The following is a 13,571-nucleotide window of genomic DNA, read 5'->3' as shown; positions in this document are numbered from 1 at the left end:
GAAGGATAGAGATAGACTTGAGAATGCTGCATGCGAATGTTATCACATAGCAAAAGAAGAGTCTTGTCGCTGGAAGAAGCACCCTAAGGCTGCTTATGCTTAAGCAACCGGAGGCATTTGTATTGAATTCTTCTGGGTTATTATTTTTTTCATTACACGATTCCACGCAATCCCAAAAATATCTGACATTGCTTCGCCGATTGTGAAATCACTGGGATCGTGTTTTTGTGCTGAAATATGGTGGGTATGGCATCTGCAAATAAGTTCCAAAGATTCTTCGTAATTGTTTGGATCAAGATTTTCTACTGAATAAGTGTGTAGCAACGAAAATTGATGCGATTGTAGTAGTTGGTTCCACAAGTCTTCAAGTTGCAAGGCTGTATCGTTTCGTCCTGTTTTCCAAAGCACATCTACCATTTCACCAAAAGCCCGAACTTTACCGTATTTTCTTTTTGCAGTTTGTATTGGAACTCCAATAAATTTCTGAAAGGCGTTCAGGTCCACCTCATCCTTCACCAATAAATTTGATAAGAGAAATTCTGCATCAAAAAACTTTAATTTCCCCTGTTCTTTTAGAAGTGGCACATTTAAACCCTGCATCTCCATCAAGGCAATCACCGCCTTTCTAAGTTCAGGTCTGGCGATAACTATAACCGCTTCTTCGTTGGATAATCCCTTCTCTATGTAATATGTTACAGCTTCCGCACGCGTAGCGGCATCGTGACACACTTTAACAATGTGATTACCTGCAGCAGGGTCAGTTAAAATCTCTAATCCGGAATATTTTTTCATACCTCCTCTCAATATATCCGTAATAAGTTTTTCTCAAGAATATGAAGAATTTTTTCTGTTCATGGAATCGATGCTCTTAAACCTTCAGACTCTACATTCAAAAATATCTCATTAAATATTTGTTTGAATATATTCATTTTTGATAACAAATAATGCCATAAGTTTATCAGAAAATATATTATGGAACGATTTTCGTCAAGTAGATAATCGTATTGATACCTTAGTTTAATCATCCCACAATATAAATAAAAAGCCTTCTCAGAAGGCTTTTTATTTATATTGCAAAGGAGAGAAACCCCATAATGCAACAACTAGTCATAAGCGATCTTTATTATTCAATTCAATTCTTATAATAAGACCGAATATTCTGTGCCCATGTTTGATCAGCCATATTGGGCCAGTTATCTTTATCAAAGCCCGGCGCATTTCTAAGTCTTTTATGGTCATGAACCACGAACCAGTAGTTTTGCCCAAAGCTACCACTAACCTGCATATGCCGAGTTTGTCATTGATTCTCTTAATTTCCGAGTTTTTACACCTACCAATTTGCCATCAAATCGTTGTCATATTCAGTATTGGCTTCAAGCTTTACGGTTTAATTTACACAGGGAAATACATTGGATCTGTACGTCACCGTACGACTATAGTACGAACGTCAATGCAATTTTGATTTCCAGCTAGGGGTGGCGAGATGGTGTTGATAGTACCTAAGATAGATTGCACGCCAAAGATATTGAAAACTTGAGTGCGCCAATCAGAAACCAACTAGGTATCAAAAGAGAACTGTCAACATCGGAGCTGAAGCGGGTAAATGAAATAGTACGTAACAAGTATCTGCCTATTTTTGTTAAAGCGGAATTCCGATCAGCGATCAAAATGTCAGGGGTCTTTTATCAATCGATACACGTAAAAATACGAGGTTGAGCCTATCTGCGAGGCGGCTGTTGAGAGCTGGTCCATTAATCCTGAGTGAGAAATACTTACCGCGAGATATTCGCATAGTTGTTATAAGCGGCGAGGGAAGTTAGGATTGCTGGGGAAGTGATTGTTTCATAATATTTATTAAACGAAATTAAAAACTGTTTTCTTGATAAGGTCGGTGTAATATTTGTATTAATTGAAAACAGATATTGAACAGCTGCGGTTTGTCATGAAGTTGGAGTAAAAAAGACCGCCATGAAGGCGGTTTTGAGAAAGATAATTATTTCTTATGAGGCCTGATTCGCTAAGTTGACCTAGCAAGTTATGCTTAATTATATAATATATTACCAATGATAATAGTATCGGGTTGCAGTACTTGCTCGTTAATGGAACAGTGGTGTTAATGATAGATTACTTAATATTGTTTTCGAGTTTGAATAATGTTGTAGATAAGAGTTTACTGTCATAGATCAGCTCTGTGGGTAAGAGTAGATTGATTTTATAGAAATGAAATGGACACGAGCTGTTTCTTGTTCAGGAGTCTTCGCCTGTTATAGTTTTATAGGCTGGCCTGACATTATTTCTCTATACGGGGTCAATGTATCTCCTATTTGGATGCCTTGGTCTGTTATATTATACAAACGAATATCATTGCTGTGAGCGCTGCCACGTACCTTTATAACGGATAGTGCACGTTGATATTGACTAGCAATCTCTATATAGCGCTGTACAATAATTACATCCGCGTGAAAAGCACTTCCGGATGGGCTCAACAGCAAGTCGACAGCCGCGTAATCAAATTCTGAGGTCATCAGAATATTTATGTCTGACTTTGTTAATTCAGCAATCATTCTGTAGAGCGATCCTCGAAAATCTTCTCGAAATTCGGGAGCCAGCGCCAATTCAAATCCAGATAAGGAATCCAGTACGACTCTTTTTGCCTTCATATCATTAATTTTTTGTATTAAATCATGTAGAGTCTCATCAATTGACATATCCAGGCTTCGCGTGTTGATCATCCGAATGCGTCCACTTTCAATAAAAGCATGAAATTTATTGTTCATGAATTTTCTTGAACTGTCCTCAAATGCTGCAACTACTCCCGTTTCTCCCCTTCGTATGCCTTCCTCAAGAAAATCCATCGCCAATACGGTTTTTCCTGAACCTGAGGGACCTACTATTAGGATTGATGAACCGCATGGCAGGCCTCCTCCCAGCATTTCGTCCAGATCAGTAACTCCCAGGGGAGTTCGTTTGTTTTTAAGTGAGCATGTGGTTGCGGGTAAGGCGGATTCATAACCTTCGGACACGCTTGTACGCGGAAAAATCTCAATGCCGTTATTACCAATGCGATAGGTGTGCAACCCTTCTATCTGCGCTTGTCCGCGAATTTTGACTACTTGTATTTTACGCACCACTGAATTTCGATATATACTTTGGGTTAACCATAAAATGCCATCCGCCAAAGTATAGATTGGGTTAGATTCTGCTTCTTGCAGCTGATACTCGCCTACCAAAAATGTGGTTGCCTGCCAGCTAGTCATTTTCATCCCCAATTGCTGCACGAACCATTGTAAGTCGGACATTCCGCTCGCCTTTGACTTTGCGGATTGCACAATGGAACGAAATGAGTCGACGAATATTAAACTCGGTGTAAAGGCTTTCACTTCTTCGGTAATACGTAATAAAATTTGATCAAAGCTTCCATCTATCAGATCATTGGATAAGTTTATAAACCGGATTGATTGATTAACTTTATTAATATCAAAAAACGAAAATTGCTGCTGATAACGTAGCATTTTTAATGCCGGTTCGCCAAGTACAGTAAAAAAAATCGCTCGTCGATCGGGTTGCGCCAGTGAAAACATAATCTGGTGGGCGAGGGTAGTTTTTCCGCTTCCAGGTATGCCACCAATGAGATTGAAAGATAACTCCGGCAGGCCTCTCATCCCCAATATATCATCTAAACCAGGTACTCCGGTTGGTAAACGATTGATTAGTACCTTAGTGTTCATTGGTAAACCCCGCTCCATAAGTGGCTTCAGTATCATTTTCCCAAGCCGAGATGAGTATTCTGATAGTTAATTGTTCACCTATCAGCATGACTAATATATCTGTAAACGTGAGTAGTAATTTCAGGTTTGCTTCAAACCATTCAGCAGATGTTTGTTTTTCTCGGCATAATCTTAGAAGCGAAAATCTTTCATCGGCCTGCTTTGATGATGAGCTAGTGACTACAAGCCAGGGGAAAGTTTTCTGAGTTAGGAATTCACTTCTTTCATAAAGTGAATTAAATCCACCTTCACCGATGATAGAAATAATCTCTTCGGCAATCAGTTCCCATAAAAGAATAATAGAATCCACGTCATTATCGCCACATCCCTTTAAGCGTTCTTCAATAAATCTATGACGAGGTAGGTAATCGGCTTGCATATCTTGTAATTATCACTATTTTTCTTAACGCAAGCAAATATTAAAATAAATCGTAAAAAATAAAATTTGTACGGAATCTTATTAAAAGATATGACGGCAGTACGATGTTTGTTTTTGCAAGAATGGACATGAATATACATAGCTTAATGGTTGTATTTTAGTAATTAAATCGACTATAATTTGCCCCAAGTTGAATGATAGAAAATATAGATATTGGCTTTCTATTTTCACTTTATTTTTTCATTTGAATATATAAACAGAGATATTGCACTTAATAAAAATTAGTATACAAATATCATGACCGTGAAAATGCATTTTAATAAACTATATTGTTAATTGAGGCTAATTATGATGCAAATATCCGACAACTGTAATTCAAAAGAAAATCACATCATACAAGCACTCTCCTCGTCCGAATATGAGTATTTAGCGCCTCATCTGGAAATGGTTGAAATGTTTAAGGGTGAAATATTATTTGAAGCTGATTCCACTAAATCGCAATATGTTTATTTCCCTACCACTGCAGTTGTCTCACTACTTTGCTACATGGAAGATGGCGCGACAGTAGAAGTTGCAACGATTGGGAAAGAAGGGATGTTAGGAATTTCAGCTTTTTTGGGAGGCGAAGGACTGATAGGAGCGATGATCCTCACATCAGGGAATTTGTATCGGGTTTCTATTAATTTACTACAAAATGTATTAGTGCGTACCGGAGGGAGGCGAGTGGGCAATTTACATAAGGTATTATTACAATATACTTATTCGATGTTTATACAAATTTCACAACTTACCGCGTGTAATCGTCGTCATAATTTAGAACAGCAGTTAAGTCGCTGGCTACTTTTGAATTTTGATCGACATTCAACTAATCACATGTCATTGACTCATGAATCTATTGGAATAATACTTGGGGTTCCTAGTGAAGGTATCACCGAGGCCGCAAGAAAATTAAAACAATTTGACGCTATAGATTACTCTCATGGTCTTATAGAATTAAAAGATAGATCAAGTTTAGAAAGAATGAGCTGCGAGTGCTACGAAATAATCAAGATGCAATCATTTGCATATAATCAAACTGACTTTCCGGGATTGAGTAGATAAAAAATAGAGCAGTTAAGTGCAATTCTTAAATGGATTTTCTATGCTTATGAGGATTTAGATTACATTTTATCATATAGCCTCTTTTGGCATCAATTGTGATCGAGAAAAGCACATCGAGCTTCGTCATTTTTTATCGTCGAGCATCGTCGCCATTTTGTAAAACGTATCGTACGACCTATGCTCAAAATCTTTTTACTCAACTAGGAATATATTGGCAGATATCGAACTCATGCACATAATTTGTAAAGGTCAAATGAAAGAAGAGAATCAGACGTCCTTTTGCAAAACAAATTTATGCGCAGCCAGAATAAATCCTCTTAATTTAAGGGGATGGCATCTCAGCTCATTCGAAATATGCGTTTTAGCGTTTAATGAAACAGCACCGATTCTGTCCGTTTCTAGTTGAACGTTTCGAGAATATTGATTAAATTTAACGCATACTCTGCCCGATAATAACTGACAAAACCATAAATATGGCTAGCACGACTAAGAAATACTCGGCTATTTCTGCGCTCATGATTATTCCTCCGGCTGTTTCAATAATAAAGTAATTCAAGGCAGCTTACCCTGTTGGAAAGAAGGAGCAAGGGAAGATAAAAAGGGAAAATGTGGTTCAGATTATCGCTGAAATACATTGGTAGGGTTCAAACACCTAAATCTAGGTTTTCACATAATTCGGGTAGGTCCAAACATTGAAATATAAGTCAGCCTATATGATTATTTTTAAACGAATGTAAATCCAGAGTGTGGCAATTTTAATCTGCAACCGCTAGTATGAGTCTCTATGGGAGATAACCCTGCATAAGGTATTCTTCGGACTGTCAATAAGTAACACCAAGCAGACCTCAAAAGTTGCACTTTAAATTCGAATTCACAAAGTTTGTTAACCTTGGATCATGAGCATTATTTCGAATGAAATCGCCAGGTAATACACTTAAATCAACAGCGCAAAATATCGTAGCAACATCCAATGCTGACATTTTAGAGACGCTTACAGATGCAGTCATCATCATAGATGCCAACTGGCATCTGATCTTTTTAAATCGCCGTGCTGAGCTGGTCTTCCGAAAAAAACGTCAGGACGTTATTGACAAGACTTTTTTGGAGGTCTTTCCTGATGGCATGGGAGGGATTTATGAGAAATGCTATAGAAAAGCCATGGAAAAACGAGAGGTGGACACTATTGAGGCATTTTATGAACCTAATGAAACATGGCTCATAACAAAAGCTTCTCCTTTGCAAGACGGGGGAATAAGTCTAGTTTTTCAGGTAAATACTCTGCGTAAAAGAATGGAAATACTTGCCACCAGTCAAAGCCGAGCTTTGGAAATGGCTCGGTCGGGCGAACCGCTTGAAAACATACTGAATGTATTGATTCTGGCTGTGGAAGACCAGGCCGGCCACAAGTTAACGGCTTCCATCTTAATTATGGATGAAGATGGAGACCATCTTCACCACGGTGCCGCGCCTCACTTACCCGGCACATATATTTCGGCGATAGACGGACTTAAAATTGGTGATAATATCGGTTCTTGCGGAACGGCTGCTTATAAGAAAGAACCCGTAATAGTCGAGGATATCGCCACCGATTCCAAATGGACCAGGTTTAAGGAATTAGCCTTGAAAAATGGGCTCCGTGCCTGTTGGTCTATACCTATTTTATCAGCACAGAATCACACTGTTCTTGGAACTTTTGCGGTGTATTACCCTGAATCCCGTACACCAGGAGAATCTGACAAATATAGCGTCGAGATGCTTTCACATACAGCGGCTATTGTCATTGAGAGATATAAAGAAATGCAAGCGCGTAATCGTGCGGAAGAGGCTGTTAATGCCGTTGCGGAAAAACTCAAGAAACAACGCCGTTTATATGAAACTGCATTATCAAATACCCCCGATCTCGTATATATTTTTGATCTTCAAGGTCGATTTACTTATGCGAATGAAGCCCTGTTAAAGATGTGGGGCCTCACTTGGGAACAGGCAGTTGGTAAAAATTGCCTTGAATTGGGATATGAGCCTTGGCATGCAGAAATGCATGGAAGAGAAATCAAAAAAGTTATCGAAACGAAAAAACCAATCCGCGGCGACGTCCCTTTTACGGGGACGCATGGGAGACGAATCTATGATTATATTTTTGTCCCCGTTATAGGGGATAATGGTGAGGTTGAAGCCATTGCCGGCACTACTCGTGATGTAACAGAACGCAAAGAAGCGGAAGAAGCCGCTCTCAAATCTGAAGAGCGCCAGCGTTTGGCTTTGGAAGCATCCCACAGTTTTGGAATATGGGATTGGGATATAAAAAACGATATTTTTACGGCGGATGAACGCTTCGGTACTTTATTCGGACTTACATCCGAAGAAGCTAAAACGGGTGTCAAATTAGAACAAGTCGTTAAATCTATCCATGAAGAAGATATCGAACGAGTCCGTAAAATTATAAAGAAGAAATTACGTTCAGGCGGACGTTACACAGAAGAATACAGAATTAGACAAAATGATGGGTCTATAAGGTGGGTCTCCACTAGAGGACACGTGCAGCTTGATGAAAATGGTCAAGCTGTTCGATTCCCCGGCGTTGGCGTGGATATAACAACTGAACGCAATGCAATTGAGGATTTAAAGGAAGCGAATCGGAAAAAAGATGAATTTTTAGCAATCCTTGCGCATGAACTTCGAAATCCATTGACACCCATCCGCAATGCGCTTTTCTTAATAAAGTCAGGTAAATCCAGCACGGATTCAGAAAAAAGAGCGTATGCTTTAATTGCACGGCAAGTCGATCAACTGGTACGTCTAGTAGACGATTTAATGGACGTTTCAAGAATAACGTACGGTAAAATTACAATTTTAAATGACATACACTCTGTTGAAGAGATCATAAATAATGCCGTAGAAACCACCCAATCTCTGATCGAGGAACGCAAACACAAGTTAACAATCAGTCTTCCTCAAGAACCTGTTTATATCAAAGGTGATCTCGTGCGTCTGTCACAGATTTTTTCCAATTTACTAAATAACGCCGCAAAATATACTGAAATTGGCGGTGAAATTAATATAAAAGCGGAGGAAGCCAATAAAAACGTGATGATTAATATTTCTGATACAGGAATTGGCATAACTGTCCCTATGCTTACCCAAATTTTTGATATGTTTTCGCAAGGCAGAAGCTCTCTTGAACACTCTCAAGACGGTCTCGGCATTGGTTTAACCCTCGTAAAGCGTCTTGTTGAACTGCACGGTGGAAAAATAAAAGCCACAAGCGAGGGTATAGGGAAAGGCTCGGCATTTTCTGTGTGCTTGCCGGCAAATGTGTCTACAAAAGATTTGCAGAATGATATACACCATGAGCATACTTACAATGACCAACCTTACCATAATATGAAAATTCTTATCGTCGATGATAACGAGGATGTTACATATAGCATGGGACTGGTAATGGAAGCTCTTGGTCATAAGGTTGAAATAGCGAATGATGGACGTAATGCCCTTCAAATAGCGCATTCTTTTCATCCCGACCTCGTCTTGCTTGATATCGGTCTTGGAGGAATGAATGGTTATGACATATGCATGACGATGAAGAAACTTCCGGGCCTTGAAGAAACCATATTCATTGCTCAAACGGGGTGGGGACAAAATGAACATCTCCAACGCTCAAAGGAAGTGGGGTTTGATCATCATTTAGTGAAACCGGTGAACATAGAGGTCTTGGAACACATTTTGATGGACATACAAAAAAACCGGAGATCTCACCGTTAAATGTTGAAATCACTACGGGTCGCATTGAGCAAGGTTTATGATGTGATTTGACTTGCTGATAAGTGCCCCGCAAGCAGCGAAGAATTGGAAACCGTAGAGATTAATTTTTACTAACAGACCCTTGAAAAAAGTATTCAATGCAGCTGATACAAGGACAGAATAGATGAAGAAGCACTGTTATGCTTAATAAATGAGCATATTTTACCTGTCTTTAACACTCTTCCCGCAATCCAATAGTTTTTCAACAGCCTGTTAAACTGGAGATTCCTCAAACAGCAATTGCAGGACAACTGCTCATTCTTCGCAATACAATTGATCAGCGCAGCCTGACGCAAAAGACTACTATGGACAAAACGAGACTGACATCGTGGCAGAATAAACAGGCTATGTAACAATTAGTTGTTGAAATTTTCCATTGATGATTAATAAGCATTCCATTCATTAATCAGATCGCTCAATAAATTTATAAGCACTATAAGCCATTAATATTGAAGGGGTTTGCAAATTTCAACAGTTATTTGTTACATAATCATAAAGCACATAACTGAAAATGAGACCAGCATTTAACTGCAACTAACATAGAATCTGAATAATATTGTCGGTGAAGATTCACCTGTAATAAAACAAATTTAAGATCGATGGTGGGTTAAATTATTCTGGTTAGCGCCGTAATGCTAGAGCTTCAATCGAACTCAAGAACAGGATTCGCCAAGAGCAGTTTACACTCAGTTACAGAAAGGTGGCCTGTTTCTCCTGCAAGTTTTTTCGATGAGTGATAAGTTGTACCAAAGAGCGTATTTGATCGCTCACGAGAAAACTTCGCAACGACAGAACCGCAAAGACAGGCTCTCTTTAGTAACCTATCTAAATAGATCAGGATCAATTATTAATCTGTTCAGAACCTTCCTTACACCATCTACCGAATGTGCAATATTGTGCACCTTATCTTTTTCTGCTGTTGATTTCACCGCACCAGTTAATACCACAATTCCATCATTATCTGTATCTACTTTAATGTGCAAAGAATCAATATCTTTTGACGTAAGTATCTTGGCTTTGATTTGAGTAGTAATGGCTGAATCTTTAACAAATTCACCCACACTGACTTCTTCCGCAGAAGCTATGGCAGGAATAAATAATATATTTATCAAAAACAAAATGGTAACTAATTTCAGAAAATGCATATCATTCTCCTCATTGGACTAAAATGATAAGTATATAAGTGCTATCAATTCTAGTCTGTACGATTTCCAACATATGAATAACCGTAATGATTTAATTAAACCGAACATCTTACAAGGCAGATTTAGAATATTTTAACGAGGTGATGATACAAACCAAATCTGGACGACACACATTACTTGCCTTTGGATGCCACAAGGCGGGTTTTATATGGCAAGTGTGGTCAAGTTTTCCCGGTAAATTGTCGGTTGAGCCATTGCCGATCACATGAGACCATCCTTGTGTGCTAGCGCTTTAAAAATGTCATTTCGCCGCAAAAACCGGAACTTGGATTACTCCATCATTGCGATAGAGGTAGCCAGTATGCAAGCCATGGATACCGTCAGTACTTAAGGGCAATGAAAATGGAGCAAAGCATGAACCATAAAGGCTGTTGTTACGATAATTAGACAACAAAAGATTCTTTCGCAGCTTTAAATACGAACCACTGTCCTACGAAAAATTCGAAAATAAGAAAGTAGCAAATCTCTGTATTATTGACTATGTTGCTTTTTACAATTGAAAATGTGTTCGCTCTAAATTAGGTTATCATTTTCCGTTAGAATATGAACATAATTTCTGAAGAAGATTGCTTAAACAGATCCACTGCTTAAATGTAGCTTATAAAGATTGATGAATATCGGAGCTTTTTAAGTTGATGCAACTTGTGTGGAGTGATGAACTGTCTCTGTTATATTTTTCATGACCCGTTTCCAAGCTGCTCCAAACAAATCTGACATTTCCGCGCCTCCATCGGACTCTATTAAATGGTATTTTTTTGAAGTAATATGATGCGTATGGACTCTGCAAATACTATCTAAAGCTTGGTCATAATTGTCAGGATCAAGATTATCCAACGAATATGTACACAGCAATGAGAATTCATGCGAATGAAGCAAGTCATTCCACAAACCTTCCAGCTCTATAGCTTTATCCTGCAGGTTTTGTTGCCAAAGTATATCTACCATCTCACCAAAGGCACGGACTTTGCCATGTTTTATTTTTGTGGCATGAATAGGGATTCTAACAAACTCTTTGAAAGCTTTGGCATCAATCTCATTATTAACAAGTAAATTTGATAAAAGAAATTCTGCATCAAGAAATATAATTTTTCCTTCGGTCTTTAACAGATCAATATCCCAATCGCGCTCTTGTAGTATGACTTTTACATCTCTTCTCAATGCATATCTAGCAATAATGATAACTGCTTCTTCATTGGACAAGCCTTTTTCTATGAAATAAGCAACAGCCTCTGCCTTAGTTGCCGCGTTCTGGCAGACTTTAACAATGTGACTCCCCTCAGTAGGAGTGCTAAGTATTTCTAATCCATGATGAAACATATTTTCTTCCTTTATAGGCATATTAGTTATATGAAGTGTGTATAACTTCAAGTCTCCATAAATATAAGCAAATACCATGCCATATAATAATAAATATAATATCCTTTAATTATAATGAGTTAACGATATTACGTTGTCATAAATATGAAATTATGCTTCAATTAATGAACTTATGCTTCACTTATGAATAGAGTCCATGAAAAATAATCCTTTATCAGAGTTGACACCAATATCTTTTTTGCAAACCATTATTCTTGAATTGATGCATGCCAGCGAACAACAAGGTCAAAAGCATTGCGAAGAATTGATAGAACATATAGCTAGAACTGCAGGTTGCTTTTTTGAAGAAACTTATCGAAATAATACTCATAAAATTGCAGAACTCGATATTGAAAGTTACACCGAACTTATACTAGGCCTAAAAAACAATATTGGTGGCAATTTTTCGCTCGTTTCCAGCAATAAGGACTGTATTACTGTCGCAAACACCAGTTGCCCTTTTGGCGAGCAAGTCATTAATAATCCAGAGTTATGCAGAATGACCTCCAGTGTGTTTGGCGGCATCGCCGCGAGAAACTTTGGTTATGCCAAGGTTGAAATTAAGAAAAGCATAGCCCGTAAGGATGGCAAATGTGAAGTATGTGTTTACACCAATCACCAAGCAGCAAAGGGTCATGCTGGAATTGAATATACGGACACAGCCTCTGTCAAAGAAATAAATGATCTTAAGGATTTACAGTCGAGAATTGAGTCAAGTTTGCAAAAGCTTTGGCGCAAGCAAAGCAACCGAACAGCAAAAAAACGTGTATCTCCTACGATCATAGCAAAATCACCGATGATGCAAAAAATACTGCAATCAATCGATGTTATTGCCCCTACCACAGCGACAGTGTTAATTCAGGGTCAAACAGGGGTAGGCAAAGAGTTGATAGCTCGTGCCATACATGCAATGAGCGATCGTTTCGACAAACCATTTATCACCATTAACTGCGGTGCGATCCCGGAAAGTTTGATTGAAAGCGCTTTATTTGGACATGAGAAAGGTGCTTTTACTGGAGCTGTAGAAGTTCAGCAAGGTTATTTCGAACGAGCCGAAAACGGCACTTTGTTTCTGGACGAAATCGATACACTATCGCCAGCGGCGCAAACTCGATTGCTTCGCGTAATCCAAGAGGCAGAGTTGGAAAGAGTTGGCGGAAAACAAACGTTGACTGTTGATGTAAGAATCATCTCTGCCACAAATCAGAATTTGGAAGATTTGGTCAGGCGGGATTTATTTCGAAATGATTTGTATTACCGAATCAATGTCGTTCGCCTAAACATCCCTTCTTTGACAGAACGACCGGAAGATTTACCTTACCTTGTCCATTTGATTATTCAACGAGTGAGCAGTCAGTATAATAAAGAAATTAAGTCAGTAAGCCGTGAAGTCATGCAGAAAATTTGTTCGTATCACTGGCCTGGCAATGTTCGTGAGCTAGAAAACATTCTTGAGCGCAGCATCCTATTTGCCAGCGGCAACGAATTGACTGAACTAGATTTAGAGCTCCTATCTGAGACCGAAAGTGCCATGGAATGGAAAGGCTCAAAAAAGCATAAAATGGCCGAGATAGAGAAGTCGTTTCTCGAAACAGCTTTGAAACAGAATCATGGAAATATAAAAAAAGTTTCAGAGAATATGGGAATCACATCGCGTGCTGTTTACGCAAAAGTGAAAAAATTTGGCATAAATTTAGCTAACTTTCGTAGCCACAATTAAGAGCTTGATTAAATTACAAAAGAAATGCAGGCCTTTTTAGAAAAAATAGCGTTGAGCAGATTATGCCATTTATATGATGCAAATATCGATTAATTGTCAATAAGACATATTCTTTCTCATATGCTCTGTCAAGAATGGAGTCCATGGGTTCAAGCAGCCAGCAGATTTGTATAAGTGTTGCTGCATAATTGTGCTGATGACAATTAGCTCTGGCCGCACATGGGGTTAATCGTCATCACCGTTGG

Annotated in this window: 8 protein-coding genes; 3 read left to right on the top strand and 5 right to left on the bottom strand. The window is 38.6% G+C overall.

Translation table 11 applies throughout. From position 1 onward, the window contains the following. Positions 1-99: 99 nt before the first annotated feature. The 3 genes from C7H79_RS15155 to C7H79_RS15140 all read right to left on the bottom strand — a co-directional run bounded on the left by C7H79_RS15155 (position 100) and on the right by C7H79_RS15140 (position 4,146). Entirely contained in the window at positions 100-792 is a 693-nt protein-coding gene (locus tag C7H79_RS15155; protein ID WP_106708131.1) for an MEDS domain-containing protein, read from the bottom strand. A 1,472-nt stretch (positions 793-2,264) separates the two neighbouring features. Then, a complete protein-coding gene (locus C7H79_RS15145; protein WP_106708130.1) occupies positions 2,265-3,728 on the bottom strand; it encodes an ATPase domain-containing protein in 1,464 nt (487 codons plus the stop codon). Beyond that, the gene (locus tag C7H79_RS15140) at positions 3,718-4,146 is read right to left on the bottom strand and encodes a hypothetical protein (RefSeq protein ID WP_106708129.1); all 429 of its coding nucleotides are present in this window, start codon (positions 4,144-4,146) and stop codon (positions 3,718-3,720) included. Before C7H79_RS15140 ends, C7H79_RS15145 begins: the two co-directional genes overlap by 11 nt. Positions 4,147-4,494: 348 nt before the next feature. Here C7H79_RS15140 and C7H79_RS15135 point away from each other — a divergent pair, with 348 nt between their 5' ends. Then, entirely contained in the window at positions 4,495-5,247 is a 753-nt protein-coding gene (locus C7H79_RS15135; RefSeq protein WP_106708128.1) for a Crp/Fnr family transcriptional regulator, read from the top strand. 912 nt (positions 5,248-6,159) lie between these two features. Next, entirely contained in the window at positions 6,160-9,006 is a 2,847-nt protein-coding gene (locus C7H79_RS15130; RefSeq protein ID WP_106708127.1) for a PAS domain S-box protein, read from the top strand. A gap of 860 nt (positions 9,007-9,866) precedes the next feature. On the opposite strand, the gene C7H79_RS15125 is transcribed toward C7H79_RS15130, so the two are convergent. Further along, entirely contained in the window at positions 9,867-10,190 is a 324-nt protein-coding gene (locus C7H79_RS15125; protein WP_106708126.1) for a BON domain-containing protein, read from the bottom strand. Positions 10,191-10,877: 687 nt separating this feature from the next. Then, positions 10,878-11,567 carry an MEDS domain-containing protein gene (locus C7H79_RS15115; RefSeq protein WP_172592465.1) on the bottom strand — a complete coding sequence of 230 codons (690 nt, stop codon included), beginning with the start codon at positions 11,565-11,567 and terminating at the stop codon, positions 10,878-10,880. A gap of 196 nt (positions 11,568-11,763) precedes the next feature. Here C7H79_RS15115 and C7H79_RS15110 point away from each other — a divergent pair, with 196 nt between their 5' ends. Continuing rightward, positions 11,764-13,326: a sigma 54-interacting transcriptional regulator gene (locus tag C7H79_RS15110; RefSeq protein WP_106708124.1), complete on the top strand. Its 1,563-nt coding sequence runs from the start codon at positions 11,764-11,766 to the stop codon at positions 13,324-13,326. Positions 13,327-13,571 lie beyond the last annotated feature (245 nt).

The organism is Nitrosomonas supralitoralis, assembly GCF_003011925.2.
In the GTDB taxonomy this organism is placed as follows: domain Bacteria; phylum Pseudomonadota; class Gammaproteobacteria; order Burkholderiales; family Nitrosomonadaceae; genus Nitrosomonas; species Nitrosomonas supralitoralis.
This window is presented reverse-complemented; position numbering and strand designations above follow the sequence as displayed.